The following is a 14528-nucleotide window of genomic DNA, read 5'->3' as shown; positions in this document are numbered from 1 at the left end:
AGCACGACGTGGGTGGTGGACTGACGTACCGCCGGCTGGAGCCGGGGGACGTGCCGGCGGTGCTGGAGCTGTTGACGGCTTCGCTGGCGGGCGGCCCGACCGGGCGGCGCAGCGCGGAGTTCTTCGACTGGAAGCACCGGGACGGCCCGTTCGGGGCGAGCCCGGGCCTGGTCGCGGTCGCGGAGGACGGGCGGATCGCGGGGGTGCGGCTGTTCCTGCGCTGGGAGTGGCGCGGCGGCGACGGGCGGACGGTGCGGGCGGTGCGCCCGGTGGACACCGCGACCCACCCGGACTTCCGGGGGCGCGGGATCTTCCGCCGGCTGACCACCGAGCTGCTGGCGGAGGTCTCCGGCGAGGCCGAGCTGGTGTTCAACACGCCGAACGGCGACAGCCTGCCGGGCTACCTGCGGATGGGCTGGCGGGAGCTGGGCCGGGTGCCGGTGGCGCTGCGGGTGGCCCGGCCGGTGTCGTTCGCCCGGGGCGCCCGGTCGGCGCTGGCCCGCCGCCCCGGCCCGGCGGGGCCGCCGCGCTGCGAACTGCCGTCCGCCGCCGGGTGGCTGGCGGCCCCGGACGCCCGGCTGGCGGAGCTGCTGGCCGAGCGGGCCCGGGCGGACGCGGCCGATCCGCGGCTGCACACCGTCCGCACCGCCGGCTACCTGGCCTGGCGGTACGGGGCGGCGCCGGGCCTGGACTACCGGGTGGCGACCGTGGAGCGGGGCGGCGAGCTGGTCGGGGTGGCGTTCGGGCGGCCCCGGCGGCGCGGCCCGCTGGCCGAGTTCACGCTGTCCGAGCTGATCGTCCGCCCGGGCGACCGGGACGCCGCCGGGCGGCTGCTGCGCGCGGCGGCCGGCGCGGGCTGCGACCACGCGGCGACGCACCTGTCCCCCGGCACCGAGGCCGCCGCGGCCGGGCTGCGGGCGGGCTGCGTGCGGGCGCCGCGCACCGGCATGGTGCTGGCCGCCCGCACCCCGACCGGCCCGCTGCCGGCCGAACGCACGCTGGCCGACTGGCGGTTCAGCCTCGGCGACCTGGAGGTCTTCTGATGGCGGCCCCGTCCGCCGCCGCCCCCGCCCACCGGCGTGCGCGCCGCCGCCCCCGCCCGCCGGCCCGGCTGGGCGCGGTGCTGCGGCGCGGCCGGCCGGCGGCGCTGGCCTGGGCGGTGGTGCTCGGCTACGTCACGGTCTTCGTGCTGGCGATGGTGCACACCACGTACGACACCTGGGGGGCGCTGCTGGTGGCGCCCGCGCTGATGGCGGTCGGCACGCCGGTGCTGGCCCGGGTGGCGGCGGGCAACCCGGAGCGCGGGGTGTTCAAGCTGCTGATGGTGGCGATGGCGGCGAAGCTGGCCTGCGCCTTCCCGCGCTACCTGATGGCGTTCGTGCTGTACGGCGGCGCGGCGGACGCGAAGATGTACGACCAGAAGGGCTCCGAGCTGGCCCGGTACCTGACCACCGCCGACCTCTCCGCCGGGCTGCACTACGACCTGGGGATGAAGGTCGCGGGCACCGGCTTCGTGATCATCGTGACCGGCGTGGTCTACGCGGTCACCGGGCCGACCCTGGTCGGCGGCTTCCTGGTGTTCTCCTGGATCGGCTTCTGGGGGCTGCTGTTCTTCTGGCGGGCGCTGCAGATCGCCTTCCCGGAGGCCGACTCCCGGCGCTACGCGAAGCTGGTGTTCTTCCTGCCCTCGCTGCTGTTCTGGCCGTCCAGCATCGGCAAGGACGCCTGGATGATGTTCTGCCTGGGCCTGACCACGTACGGGGTGGCCCGGCTGCTGGACCGGCGGTTCGGGGCGTTCGCCTGCATCGCGCTGGGCTCGCTGGGCACCGCGATGGTGCGCCCGCACGTGACGGTGCTGGCGGGGGCCGGCCTGAGCGTGGCGTACCTGCTGCGCAAGCGGCCGCGGCAGGTGTCGGCGCTGGGGCCGCTGCGCACGGTGCTGACGGCGGCGGTGCTGGCGGTGGGCGTGATGCTGATGCTCCAGCAGGTGTCGACCTTCTTCGGCACCAACGGCACCGGCGGGGACGCCGTCAACCAGGTGCTGTCGGAGACCTCGCGGCGCACCTCGCAGGGCGACTCGGTGATCAACGCGGCGACCGCGGACGAGCCGGCGCCCGCGTTCAGCCTCAACCCGCTCAAGCTGCCGATGTCGGTGGTCAGCGTGCTGTTCCGGCCGTTCCCGTTCGAGGCGTCGAACGTGCAGAACCTGATCCAGTCGGTGGAGTGCTTCGCGCTGCTGGTGATGTTCATCCGGGCCTGGCCGCAACTGGCCCGCATCCCGCGGCTGTTCGTCCAGCGCTCCTACGTGGCCTTCACCGTGGTGTACGCGCTGCTGTTCTGCTGGGCGTTCTCGACCATCAACAACATGGGCATCCTGTCCCGCGAGCGGGTGCAGGTGCTGCCGCTGGTCCTGGTGCTGCTGGCGATCCCCCGGCCGGCCGCCGCCGGGCCGGTGCGCCGCCGCCGGCCGCCGCTCTGGCGCGCCCAGCCCGGCCAGTGGGGCGCCGCCCGCCCGGGCCCCGAACCCCCGGCCGCCGTCGGCGCGCCGGATCCGTCCCGAACCCAGGGGGGCTCGACCTCATGACGACCGACCAGAACCGCCCCGCCGCCCTCGGCGGCGCGCCCGCCTTCCCCGACGGCCTGCCGCTGACCCGGGTCCGGGTGCCCGACCGGGAGGCGCTGCTCGGGCGGCTCGCCGGGGTGCTCGACTCCGGGATGCTCACCAACGGCCCGCTGGTGCGCGAACTGGAGGAGCGGGCGGCCGAGTTGATGCAGGTGCCGCACGTGGTGGCGGTCTCCAACTGCACGGCCGGCCTGATGCTGGTGCTCCAGGCCGCGGGGGTGGACGGGCGGCGGCCGGTGCTGATGCCGGGCTTCACCTTCTCGGCGACCGCGCACGCCGCGCACTGGGCCGGCGGCACCCCGCTGTTCGCCGAGGCCCGGGAGGAGGACATCACCCTGGACCCGGCCGACGCCGAGGCCCGGCTGAAGGCCGCCGACGCGCCCGCCGCGCTGATGGCCACCCACGTGTACGGAACGCCGTGCCAGACCGAGGAGTTGCAGCGGGTCGCCGACGCGGCCGGGCTGCCGCTGGTGTACGACGCCGCGCACGGCCTGGGCTCGAAGCGGCGCGGCGTGCCGGTGGGCGGCTTCGGCCTGGCCGAGGTGTTCTCGATGAGCCCGACCAAGGTCGCGGTGGCCGGCGAGGGCGGCCTGGTCGCCACCCGGGACGCCGCGCTCGCCCGGACCCTGCGCACCGCCCGCGACTACGGCAACCCCGGCGACTACGACACCCTGTTCCCCGGCCTGAACGCCCGGATGAGCGAGCTGCACGCCGCGGTGGGCCTGACCTGGCTGGCGGGCCTGCCCGAGCGGGTCGCCCACCGGGGCGCGCTGGTCGCCGAGTTCGCCCGCGCCACCGCGGGGCTGCCGGGCCTGCGGCTGGCCCTGCCGGAGGAGGGCGACACCTCCACCTTCAAGGACCTCACGCTGATCCTGGACCCGGACGCCTTCGGCCTCGACAACCGCCAACTCGCCGACGCGCTGCGGGCCGAGGGCATCGACACCCGCCGCTACTTCTTCCCGCCGGTGCACCGGCAGCGCGCGTACGCCCACCTCGGCCAGGCGGACGGCCTGCCCCGCACCGACCGGCTGGCCGCCTCGGTGCTGACCGTCCCGCTGTGGTCGCACATGGACGCCGCGACGGTCCGCCGGGTCGCCGACGCGGTGGTGCGCGTCCAGCCCTTCGCGGCCGAGCTGGCGGCGGGCGCGGCGCGCGGCTGAGCCGGTCCGGGCGCGCGGCCGAGGCGGTCCGCCGGGCCCGACCGCCGGGCCCGTCCGATCGACTCTCGCAAGGCGGTTCGGGCATTGGTCGGATCAGGTGAACTCGGTTGGACCGGGGGGAGGTTGACGCGCCAGGATGGCCGCCATGTTCAAGGGATTCCGCAGCTTCCTGCTGCGCGGCAACGTGGTCGACCTCGCGGTCGGCATCGTCATCGGCGCCGCCTTCACCGCCGTCGTCACCGGTTTCGTCGCAGCCTTCCTGACCCCGCTGATCGGCATCGCCTCCGGCGCGGTCGGCGACTTCAGCAAGGAGACGTTCGACGTCGCCGGCGTCACCTTCCCGTACGGCGCGTTCCTCCAGGCGCTGATCAGCTTCGTGCTGGTCGCCGCGGTGATCTACTTCGCCGTGGTGGTGCCCGTCGGCAGGCTGCAGAACCGTTTCAACCCGGTCAAGGACACCCCGGTGGCCAAGGCCGACTGCCCCGAGTGCCTCAGCACCGTCCCGGCCGCCGCGACCCGGTGCGCCCACTGCACCACCGAACTGGCCGGCCGCCCGGGCTTCCCCGCCCAGGCCGTCGCGAGCGCCACCGCCCGCTGAGCGCCCTTTCCGCACGACCCCCGGCCCGGACGGCTCCCGCCGTCCGGGCCGGACCGCTTCCCGACGGCGGTCCGGGCCCCCGTGCCTCACCGCGCCTTAACGGAACCTTGGCGCAGCCTTTCGGCTGACCGGATCGGTGGCTTTTGTCCACCCCCGGACGGGCCCGGATGAGCGCGGGGTGCACGGCCGGTGGACCCCGGATGACCGAAACCGGACGCCCATTCGCCCGACTCTGTACGGCATTGCCCGATTCGGGCGAGCGAAGAGTCTGTAAACAGTTGAACTCCAGGCCGTTCCGCTCTCCTCAGCAGGCACGTTGTGGGCTTACGGTATGCCCCATGACCTCGCCCCGCTCCTACGACGGAGTCGGCTACCCCCCTCCGTCCTTCTCCTCCGGCACGCCCATCTACGACAGCCTGGTCGCAGAGCGCGGCATCCCGCAGATCGCACCCATCAACGTGCCCCCGGCCCTCCCGGCCGCGTCCTGGTCCTCCGCCTACGGCAGCGGTTTCGGCACCGGTCCCGACTCCTCCCAGTCGAACCTGCCCGCCCTGCCCCCGGCCCGTCTCGCCCTCGGCCCCGGCCCGAGCAGCACCCCGGCCCCGGCGCCGTACATCCCGGCCCAGCCCGGCTACGCCCACGCCCCGCAGCCCCCGCAGCCCGGCTACGCGAGCGCCCCGCAGGGCTTCGGCCAGCGCCCGGCCGCCCCGGCCTACCCGCAGCCCGGGCAGGGCTACCCGGCCCCGCAGGCCCCCGGCGGCTTCGCCGCGGCCCCGCAGAGCTTCACGCCGACCTTCAACTCCCAGCAGTTCGGCGCCCAGCCCGCCCCGCAGCAGCAGTCGTTCGGCGACCAGTCCTTCGGCGGCAACACCCTGCGCCCGGCGGCCGCCCCGCAGCAGTACCCGCAGTACCGGCAGTACCCGCAGGCAGGCTGAGAACCCCTCCGGGGGGCGAGGTCACCACGCAACGGAGCGTTTTCTCCCCCACCCGTCCGCCCGCGCACCCCACCGGGGCGGACCCGCACCGCCACGGTTCCCCGTGCCCCGCCAGGGGCCCGGGGAACCGTCGTACCCGCCTGCCGCGGCCCCCGCCCGCCTGGCAGGATGGGCGCCATGCCCCGTCTCGCCGCCCTGCACCTGTACCCCGTCAAGTCGATGTACCGGCTCAGCCCGCCGTCCGCCGCGGTGCAGCCCTGGGGCCTGGCCGGGGACCGCCGCTGGATGCTGGTCGACGCCGACGGCACCGCCCTCACCCAGCGCGACGAGCCCGCGATCGGGCAGTTCCGCCCCGCCCCGTCCGCCGACGGCGCGTCGCTCACCCTGACCGGCCCGGACGGCGACGTCCACACCCTGCCCGCGCCCAGCCTCGCCGCCGGCGCCCCCGAGGCCGACGTCAGCGTCTTCGGCACCCGCTTCTCCGCCGCCGAGGCCGGCAAGGACACCTCCGCCTGGCTGGCCGAACGGCTGCCCGCCAAGCTCGGCGAGGTCCGGCTGGTCCACCTGGACCGCCCGGCCACCAGCCGCCCGATCAACCCGGAGTACGCCGACCCGGACGAGACCGTCTCGATGGCCGACGGCTTCCCGCTGCTGCTCACCACCACCGCCTCGCTCGACGAGCTGAACGCCCGGATCGCCGCCGACCACCCCGACGACCCGCGCAAGGGCGCGGCGCTGCCGATGGAGCGCTTCCGCCCCAACCTGGTGGTGTCCGGCACCGCGCCGTGGGCCGAGGACGGCTGGCGGCGGATCCGGGTCGGCGGGCTGGAGTTCCGGGTGGCGAAGCCGTGCGGGCGCTGCGTGGTGACCACCACCGACCAGGAGACCGGCGAGCGGCGCGGCCCCGAGCCGCTGCGGGCGCTGGGCCGCCACCACCGCTTCGGCCAGAAGCTGGTGTTCGGCCAGAACCTGGTCCCGGTCCGCCCCGCCGCGCCCGCCGAGGTGCTGGGGACGCTGGCGGTCGGCGACCGGGTGGAGGTGCTGGAGGAGGCCCCGGCGCCGCTGCCGGACCGCCGCTGACCGCCGCTGACCGGCGCCGACGCGCCGCCGCGGGGCCGCCCGCCCGCGCCGTCAGCCCCGTGCACCCGGAACCACCCCCGGCCTCGGTCGTTGAACCGGGCGCCGGACCCGGACGGCGGTCCGCCGGGAACGCCCCGCGCGCTACGGTGGGGTGATCGCGCAGCGTCCCGACGCAACCGACGCGACCGACGAAGGCGGGGATGACAGATCGTCATGGGTGAGCTCAGGGTCCGGGTCACGCAGGACAGCGCCTCGCGTTGGCGCCGGCGCAGCGGGGAGTACGCCACCCTCCGCGAGGCCCTGGAGGCCGCCGAGCCCGGCGACACCCTGACGCTCCGCGCCGGGACGTTCCGCGAGGCGGTGCTGGTCGACCGGGCGGTGACGCTGGTGACCGAGGACGGGCCGGGCAGCGTGCGGATCTCCCCGCCGGAGAGCGCGGTGCGCGGCGGCACCGCGCTGACCGTGACGGCCGCGGCCACCGTCCGCGGCCTGGTGGTGGAGGGCTCCGACCGCTCCGCCCCGGCGGTGCTGCTGGCGGGCGCGGACGGCGCGGTGCTGGCCGAGTGCCGGGTGGAGGCCGCCGCCGCGGTGGGCGTGGAGCTGGACGACGGCACCGACGCCCGGCTGGTGGACTGCGTGGTGGAGAACCCGACCGGCCTCGGGGTGCGGCTGCGCGCCCGGTCCCGGGCCGAACTGCTGGACTGCGAGGTCACCGCGGCCGGGCAGAGCGGCCTGGCGGTGCTGGCCGGCTCCCGGCTGCGCGCCGAGCGGGTCAAGGTCCGGCGGGCCGGCGGGGCGGGCGTCCTGCTGGCCGACCCGGGGACGCTGGCGGAGCTGATCGGCTGCGAGATCGCGGAGGTGCGCGGCTCGGGCGTGCAGGCCGAGGCGCAGGCGGTGGGGCGGCTGACCGACTGCACGGTGCACCGGGTCTCCGGCAACGGCCTGAGCCTGGACACCGGCGCCGAGCTGGAACTCTCCTCCTGCCGGGTGCACGAGGTGCCGGAGAATGCGGCGGACCTGCGCGGCGGCGCGAAGCTGACGCTGCGCCAGGTCACCGTGCACGGCTTCGGCCGGGGCGCGCTCTCGGTCTGGGACGACGGCACCAGGGTGGTCGCCGAGGGCTGCCGCTTCCACTCCGCGCAGGGCGACTACCCGGCGCTGTGGGTGAGCGACGGCGCGGCCGTGGAGCTCGCCGACTGCGCCCTGGACGACCTCCCGGACGCCCTGTTCGTGCTCGACCAGGGCTCGTCCGCGACCGCCCGGGACTGCTCGTTCAGCGGGATCCGCTCCTCCGCCGTCTCGGTCAGCGGCGGTGCCAGCGCGAACCTGTCGGGCTGCCGGATCCAGGGCGCGGGCACCGGCCTGTGGTTCCGCGACCACGGCTCCGGCGGCCTGCTGACCGACTGCGAGATCTCGGACGTCGCGACCGGCGTGATCGTCACCAAGGGCGCCGACCCGGTGCTGCGCGAGTGCACCGTGCGCGGCGCGAGCGAGGCCGGGGTGTACGTGTCGGCGCAGGGCCGGGGCGAGTTCGACACCGTACGGGTCTCGCAGGGCGGCTTCGGCTTCCACGTGATCGACGGCTGCCGGACCCGGCTGATCCGCTGCCGGGCCGAGCGCAACGCCCGGGCCGGGTTCGAGTTCTCCGAGCCGGGGCCGGTCGCCGAGGGCTGCACCTCGGACGACGCGGCGCCGCTCGGGTCCCCGGCCCCGGCCGCCCTGCCCGCCGGACCCGGCCTGCCCGCCCTGCCCGTCGGGGCGGTGCCCGGACCGGCCGCCCCGCCGCTGGCCACCCTGGTGCAGACCTCCGCCACCGCCGCCGCCACCGCCGTGATCGGGCCGATCCCGGACTGCCGCCCGGCGGACGTGGCGCTGGCCGAACTCGACGCCCTGGTCGGCCTCGCCACGGTCAAGCAGGAGGTGCGCACCCTGATCGACCTGATCTCGGTCGGCCGGGCCCGCCAGCGGGCCGGGCTCAAGGCCCCCTCGCCGCGCCGCCACCTGGTCTTCACCGGCTCCCCCGGCACCGGCAAGACCACCGTCGCCCGGCTCTACGGCGAGATCCTGGCCTCCCTCGGGGTCCTGCAGCGCGGCCACCTGGTCGAGGTCGCCCGGCTCGACCTGGTCGGCGAGCACATCGGCTCCACCGCGATCCGCACCGCCGCCGCCTTCGACAGGGCCCGCGGCGGCGTCCTGTTCATCGACGAGGCGTACGCGCTGGCCCCGGAGGACGGCGGCCGGGACTTCGGCCGGGAGGCGATCGACACCCTGGTCAAGCTGATGGAGGACCACCGCGACGCGGTCGTGGTGATCGTGGCCGGGTACACCGCGGAGATGGAGCGCTTCCTGTCCGCCAACCCCGGCCTCTCCTCGCGCTTCTCCCGCACCGTCACCTTCCCCGACTACACCGCCGACGAGCTCCTCGACATCGCCCGCGCCCAGGCCGCCGAGCACGAGTACCGGCTCGCCGACGCCACCGAGACCGCCCTGCTCCGCCACTTCACCGCCATCGACCGCAGCACCGGCTTCGGCAACGGCCGCACCGCCCGCCAGGTCTTCGAGACCATGGTCGAACGCCACGCCTCCCGGGTCGCCCACCTCCCCTCCCCCACCACCGAGGACCTCCAGCTCCTGGTCCCGGCCGACCTGCCGGGCTGACCGCCGCCGTCCCGCCCCGCTCTTCCGCTCCTCCCATGTCCGATCGCCGGCCGGCTCGTTGAGCCCGGCGTGGGAAAGCGACCGCCGTGGCTGGTGCCGGACGAGCTGTGGGACGAGGTGGAGCCGCTGCTGCCGGTGCGGCGGCGGACGGGGGCGGGACGGCCGTCGCTGGGCGACCGGGGGTGCCTCCAGGGCATCCTGTTCGTGCTGCACACCGGCATCCAGTGGGAGTGGCTGCCGCAGGAGCTGGGCTTCGGCTCCGGGATGACCTGCTGGCGCCGCCTGCGCGAGTGGCAGGACACCGGCGTCTGGGACCGCCTCCAGGGCGTGCTGCTGAGCGAGTTGGACCGCGCCGGCGACCTGGACTGGTCCCGCGTCGGCCGCTGAGCGCGGGGCCCCGGCGGCGGCCCGCGCCCCGCGCCCCGGTGAACGGTCGCGGGCGGGGGCTGGCACACTGGCCGGCGGGGGTGGTCCCGGGTGCGGATCGGTGTGCTGGGCCCGTTGGAGGTCCGGGGGTCGGAGGTCGCGGGGGCGCGGCTGCGGGGGCTGCTGGTGCGGCTGGTGGTGGACGCGGGCCGGGCCGTGCCGTCCGAACGGCTGGTGGAGGACCTCTGGGGCGGTGCGCCGCCCGCCGCGCCGGGCAACGCGTTGCAGACGCTGGTGTCGCGGCTGCGGGCCCTGGGCGGGCGGGACGTGGTGGTGGCGGTGGCGGGCGGCTACCGGCTGGGCGCGGGGCCGGGCGAGGTCGACGCGGTGGAGTTCGAGCGGCTGCTGGGGGTGGCCCGCGCGCTGGCCGCCCCGGCGGAGCGGCTGGTGGTGCTGCGGCGGGCGCTGGGGCTGTGGCGCGGTCCGGCGCTGGCGGAGTTCGCCGGTGCGGAGTTCGCGGACGGCGCGGCGCGGCGCTGGGAGGAGCTGCGGCTGGCGGCCGTCGAGGACCGGGTGGAGGCCGAGTTGGCGCTCGGCCTGCACCGGGGCCTGGTGGCCGAGTTGGAGGGGCTGGCCGCCGCGCACCCGCTCCGGGAGCGGCTGCACGGCCTGCTGATGCGCGCCCTGGCGGCCTCCGGTCGGCGGGCGGCCGCGCTGGAGCGGTACGAGCGGACCAGGCGCGCGCTGGCCGAGCAGCTCGGCGTGGACCCGTCCGCCGACCTGGCCGCGCTCCACCTCGCGCTGCTGCGCGGCGAGCCCGTCTCCGCGCCCGCGCCCGCCGCCGGGCCGGGGCCGCGCCGCTCCAACCTGCCGCTGGCGCTGACCAGTTTCGTCGGCCGCGAGCAGGAACGGGCGGCGGTGCGCGAACTGCTCGGCGCGGCAAGGCTGGTGACGCTGACCGGGCCCGGCGGAGCGGGCAAGACCCGGCTGGCGGTGGAGGTCGCGGCGGAGCTGGCGGACCGGTACCCGGACGGGGTGTGGCTGGTGCCGCTGGCGCCGGTGGGTTCGTCCGCCGAGGTGGCGCAGGCCGCGCTGCTGGCGGTCGGCGTCCCGGACGTGCTGCGGGTGGGCGAGCCGCTGGGCGTGCTGCCGCCGCCGGTCGAGCGCCTGGCGGCGGCCCTGGAGCACCGCCGGCTGCTGCTGGTGCTGGACAACTGCGAGCACCTGCTGGACGGGGCGGCCGAGTTGGCGGCCGGGCTGCTGTCCCGGGCCCCGCACGTCCGGGTGCTGGCCACCAGCCGGGAGCCGCTCGGGCTGACCGGCGAGTCGCTGTGCCCGGTGCCCTCGCTGCCGCTGCCACCGCTCACCCCGGAGGCCGCGGACGGCCCGGACGCGGTGCTCGGCTCCCCCGCCGTGCGGCTGTTCGCGGACCGGGCGGCCGCGGTCCGGCCGGGCTTCCGGGTCGACGCGGACTGCGCGCCGCTGGTGGTGGACATCTGCCGGGCGCTGGACGGCATCCCGCTGGCGATCGAGCTGGCGGCGGCCCGGACCAGGTCGCTGACGCTGCGGCAGGTCGCGGACCGGCTCGACGACCGCTTCCGGCTGCTGGCCGGCGGCGACCGGGCGGCGCTGCCCCGGCACCGGACGCTGCGGGCGGTGGTCGACTGGAGCTGGGAGCTGCTGGAGGACGCCGAACGCGCGGTGCTGGCGGGGCTGTCGGTGTTCGCGGGCGGGGCGACGCCGGAGCACGCCGAGCGGGTCTGCGGGCCGCTGGCGCCGGGGGCCGACGTGGTCGGGGTGATCGCCGCGCTGATCGACAAGTCGCTGGTGCGGGCGGTGGGGGACGGCGCGGGCGGCGAGGTCCGCTACCAGCTGCTGGAGACCGTCCGGGCGTACGCCGCCGAGAAGTCGGCGGAGTCCGGCGCGGCGGCCCGCACGGCGGACGCGCACGCCGCCTGCTTCCTGGCGCTGGCAGAGCGGGCCGAACCGGAGCTGCGCGGCCCGGGGCAGGTGCGCTGGTCGGCGCGGCTGGACGCGGAGCGGGACAACCTGCACGCCGCGCTCGGCCACCTGGTCGCGGCCGGCGACGCGGCGGGCGCGCTGCGGCTGGCGGGCGCGCTGGTCTGGTTCTGGATCACCGGCGACCGCGCGGGCGAGGCCGGCGGCTGGGCGCTCGCCGTCCGCGAACTGGTCGGCGGGCGGGTCCCGCCGGGCCTGGCCGACGCCCACGCGCTGTGCACCACCGTCGCCGTCCTGGTGGGCACCGTGGGCGGCCCGGAGGAGCCCGGTCCGGCGGCGGTCCGGCAGGCCGTGGCGACGGTCCTGGCGACCGTCCCGGACCGGCCGGCCCACCCGGTGCTGCACCTGCTCCGGCCCGGCTGCGCGCTGCTGCTGGACGACCGGCCGGCCGGCCTGCGCGGCCTGCGCGAACTGCTCGGCCACGCCGACCCGTGGGTCCGGGCGGCGGCCCACCTGGGGCTCGGCCACCTCGCCCTGGACGAGGGCCGGTTGGAGCCGGCCGCCGAACACCTCGATTGCGGCAGCCGGGCGTTCGAGCGGATCGGCGACCGGTGGGGCCGCAACGCGGCGATCGGCGGCCTGCTCGAACTGGCCCTGATCCGCGGCGACGGCCCGGCGGCCGTCCGGCTCGGCGAGGAGGCGTACCGGACGGGCGCGGCGGCCGGAGCGGACCACTGCGCCCCGGTGCTGGTCCAGTTGGGCCGGGCCCGGGCCGAGGCGGGCGACCCGGTGCGCGGGCGGCAGGACCTCGAACGGGCCGTCGGCATCGCCGAACGCCTCGGCGAGCACGCGAACGCCGCCGCCGGACTGCTCGCCCTCAGCGACCTCGCCCGCCGCTCCGGCGACCCGGCCGCGGCCCGCGCACCGCTGCTGCACGCCCTGGAGTCGCTCGACGCCCGGACCGGCCGCGCCGAACTGCGCCGGGCGGCGGCCCTGGTGCACAGCCGGCTCGGCTGCCTCGCCGAACAGCAGCACGACCTGGCCGAGGCCGCCCGCCGGCACGCCGAAGCCCTGGCCGCCCTCGGCCAGGACCCGCACCGCCGCACCCGGGCCGTCCTCGCCGAGGGCCTGGCCGCACTCGCCGCCGCCCGCGGCGAACACCGGCACGCCGCCGCGCTCCTGGGCGCCGCCCACACCCTGCACGGCTACCGCCCCACCCGCAGCCCCGACGCCACCCGGGCCACCGAAGCCGCCACCCGCGCCCTCGGCCCCACCGCCTTCGCCGCCGCGTACGCCCACGGCCGCCACCAGCCCCCGGAGCTGCGCGGCTAGGCCCCGCTCCCGGCCGGGCACGCGCTCCGGAGGGACGGCGCACTCGCGTCGCAGGGCTCCCGCCCCCCGGCGCGCGGTCTACACCGCGGCGGGCGCCGTCTCGTCGGCGGTGGTGTCCGGCAGCGGTGCCGCGGTCCGGCCGGGGAGGAACAGCGCGGCGAGGACCGCGGCCAGCAGGGCGACCGCGCCGCAGGCGGTCAGGACCCCGCTCATGCCGTGGACGAAGGCGCCGTGCGCGGAGGCCGACAGGGCGGGGTCGTGCAGGCGTGCGGCGACCGCGTCGGCGCCCGCGACCGAGTCCCGGGCGGTGGCGGCGGCGGGTCCCGGCAGGGCGTCCACGTCGATCCGGGCCAGGTAGCCGGCGCTCAGCAGGCTGCCGAGGCCCGCGACTCCGAGTACGCCGCCGACCTGCTGGAGCGTCTCCAGCAGGCTGGTGCCGACGCCGGTCCTCGCCTCCGGGAGGGAGGCCATCACGATGCTGGTGGACGGCACGACGACCAGGCCGAAGCCGACGCCGACCACCGCCAGCCAGAGCGCGGTGGACCCGTACCCGCTGTCCGGCCCGGCGCCCGCGCCGAGGAACACGCCCACCGCCAGCGCCACCAGCCCGGCCGGGGCGACCACCCGGGCGCCGATCCGCGGCACCAGTCCCTCGCTCAGCGCGGCGGACACCATCAGCCCGCCGATCAGCGGCAGCACCCGCAGGCCGGTGCCGAACGCGTCGTACCCCTGGACGGTCTCCAGGTACTGCGGCACCACGAACAGGATGCCCATCACCGTGAAGTTGCCGAACACGGCCGTCAGCGTGCCCCAGGAGAACCGGCGGTCGGCGAACAGCGCCGGGTCGACCAGCGGTTCGGCGGCCCGGCGCTGCTGCCGCACGAACAGCGCCAGCAGCACCGCCGCCGCGCCCAGCGCGCCCAGCACCGACGGGTCGGTCCAGCCGTCGGTCGGGACCAGGATCGTCCCGTAGACCAGCGCGGTGAGGCCGACCGTGCCCAGTACGGTGCCGAGCCCGTCGAACGGCGCCGTGCGGGTCCGGTCCCGCGGGCCGTCGCCGGGCAGCAGCAGGGTGCCCGCCAGCAGCGCGACCGCCACCACCGGGACGTTGAACAGGAACACCGAGCCCCACCAGAAGTGGTCGAGCAGCCAGCCGCCGATCACCGGCCCGGCGGGCATGCCCAGCGCGGCGGCGGCCGTCCAGACCGCGATGGCCCGGGGGACCTCCTCCTTGGGGAAGATCCGCGACAGCAGCGCCATCGAGATCGGCATGATCATCGCCGCGCCGAGGCCCATCGCCGTCCGCACCGCGATCACCCCGCCGGCGGACCCGGTGAAGGCCCCCGCCAGCGAGGCCGCGCCGAACAGGCCGACGCCCGCGGTCAGCACCCGCTTGTGCCCGAGCCGGTCCCCGATCCGTCCGACCGGCAGCATCGCCACGCTGAACGTCAGCAGGTAGCCGCCGCCGATCCAGAGCAGCTCCGTGCTGTCCGCCCCCAGGTCCCGGGCCAGCGTCGGCAGCGCCACGTTGACGATCGTCCCGTCCAGCCCGATCACCAGCACGGTCACCACCAACGCCCCCAGCGCCCACCACCGCCGGGCCGAACCAACCGCTTCCACCATCACGCCCTCCAGGACATCCGTGCCGATTCCCCCACCCTCCCGGGGACCCTTGGCACGGCGCTGGCACGCCGCTGGCACGCGGGCCGTACCCCGCCGGACGCCCGGAGCCGGGGCGGCGGGCCGCCGGGTGTTACCCCACATGTCTGCTACGTTGCCATCTACCGGAATCCGTTGATTCGGATATCGCATACGTG

At 77.0% G+C, this 14528-nt stretch carries 9 protein-coding genes and 1 pseudogene; 9 read left to right on the top strand and 1 reads right to left on the bottom strand.

Annotation, left to right across the window (positions count from 1 at the left end; all coding sequences use genetic code 11):
• Positions 1-8 precede the first annotated feature (8 nt).
• The 9 genes and pseudogenes from ACIP60_RS36265 (at position 9) to ACIP60_RS36225 (ending at position 12711) form a co-directional block, all read left to right on the top strand.
• A complete protein-coding gene (locus tag ACIP60_RS36265) occupies positions 9-1043 on the top strand; it encodes a GNAT family N-acetyltransferase (RefSeq protein WP_400693262.1) in 1035 nt (344 codons plus the stop codon).
• The gene (locus ACIP60_RS36260; protein ID WP_400693260.1) at positions 1043-2584 is read left to right on the top strand and encodes a hypothetical protein; all 1542 of its coding nucleotides are present in this window, start codon (positions 1043-1045) and stop codon (positions 2582-2584) included. Before ACIP60_RS36265 ends, ACIP60_RS36260 begins: the two co-directional genes overlap by 1 nt.
• Positions 2581-3783 (top strand): DegT/DnrJ/EryC1/StrS family aminotransferase, encoded by a 1203-nt coding sequence (locus tag ACIP60_RS36255; protein ID WP_400693257.1) that lies wholly within the window; start codon positions 2581-2583, stop codon positions 3781-3783. Before ACIP60_RS36260 ends, ACIP60_RS36255 begins: the two co-directional genes overlap by 4 nt.
• Positions 3784-3928: 145 nt before the next feature.
• Complete coding sequence (gene mscL / locus ACIP60_RS36250; RefSeq protein ID WP_100835442.1) at positions 3929-4381, top strand: large conductance mechanosensitive channel protein MscL; 453 nt, start codon at positions 3929-3931, stop codon at positions 4379-4381.
• 338 nt (positions 4382-4719) lie between these two features.
• Positions 4720-5316: a DUF6643 family protein gene (locus ACIP60_RS36245; RefSeq protein ID WP_400693253.1), complete on the top strand. Its 597-nt coding sequence runs from the start codon at positions 4720-4722 to the stop codon at positions 5314-5316.
• 177 nt (positions 5317-5493) lie between these two features.
• On the top strand, positions 5494-6396 hold the full coding sequence (locus tag ACIP60_RS36240; protein WP_400693251.1) for an MOSC domain-containing protein: 903 nt from the start codon (positions 5494-5496) through the stop codon (positions 6394-6396).
• Positions 6397-6609: 213 nt separating this feature from the next.
• Positions 6610-9054 (top strand): right-handed parallel beta-helix repeat-containing protein, encoded by a 2445-nt coding sequence (locus ACIP60_RS36235; protein ID WP_400693248.1) that lies wholly within the window; start codon positions 6610-6612, stop codon positions 9052-9054.
• Between the two features lie 69 nt (positions 9055-9123).
• Positions 9124-9429, top strand: a pseudogene (locus ACIP60_RS36230) (transposase); the annotation flags it as partial.
• Positions 9430-9531: 102 nt separating this feature from the next.
• Positions 9532-12711 carry a BTAD domain-containing putative transcriptional regulator gene (locus ACIP60_RS36225; RefSeq protein WP_400693246.1) on the top strand — a complete coding sequence of 1060 codons (3180 nt, stop codon included), beginning with the start codon at positions 9532-9534 and terminating at the stop codon, positions 12709-12711.
• A 78-nt stretch (positions 12712-12789) separates the two neighbouring features.
• Here ACIP60_RS36225 and ACIP60_RS36220 read toward each other — a convergent pair whose 3' ends face one another.
• Complete coding sequence (locus ACIP60_RS36220) at positions 12790-14334, bottom strand: MFS transporter (protein ID WP_400693242.1); 1545 nt, start codon at positions 14332-14334, stop codon at positions 12790-12792.
• Positions 14335-14528 lie beyond the last annotated feature (194 nt).

The organism is Kitasatospora sp. NPDC088783, assembly GCF_044750705.1.
Taxonomy (GTDB): Bacteria; Actinomycetota; Actinomycetes; order Streptomycetales; family Streptomycetaceae; genus Kitasatospora; species Kitasatospora fiedleri.
This window is presented reverse-complemented; position numbering and strand designations above follow the sequence as displayed.

What these genes read in the sequence shown, in the direction of transcription:
- ACIP60_RS36260 (WP_400693260.1), top strand. Translation starts at nt 1,043, where the DNA reads ATGGCGGCCCCGTCCGCCGCCGCCCCCGCCCACCGGCGTGCGCGCCGC.
- ACIP60_RS36255 (WP_400693257.1), top strand. Translation starts at nt 2,581, where the DNA reads ATGACGACCGACCAGAACCGCCCCGCCGCCCTCGGCGGCGCGCCCGCC.
- mscL (WP_100835442.1), top strand. Translation starts at nt 3,929, where the DNA reads ATGTTCAAGGGATTCCGCAGCTTCCTGCTGCGCGGCAACGTGGTCGAC.
- ACIP60_RS36245 (WP_400693253.1), top strand. Translation starts at nt 4,720, where the DNA reads ATGACCTCGCCCCGCTCCTACGACGGAGTCGGCTACCCCCCTCCGTCC.
- ACIP60_RS36240 (WP_400693251.1), top strand. Translation starts at nt 5,494, where the DNA reads ATGCCCCGTCTCGCCGCCCTGCACCTGTACCCCGTCAAGTCGATGTAC.
- ACIP60_RS36235 (WP_400693248.1), top strand. Translation starts at nt 6,610, where the DNA reads ATGGGTGAGCTCAGGGTCCGGGTCACGCAGGACAGCGCCTCGCGTTGG.
- ACIP60_RS36220 (WP_400693242.1), bottom strand. Translation starts at nt 14,334, where the DNA reads ATGGTGGAAGCGGTTGGTTCGGCCCGGCGGTGGTGGGCGCTGGGGGCG.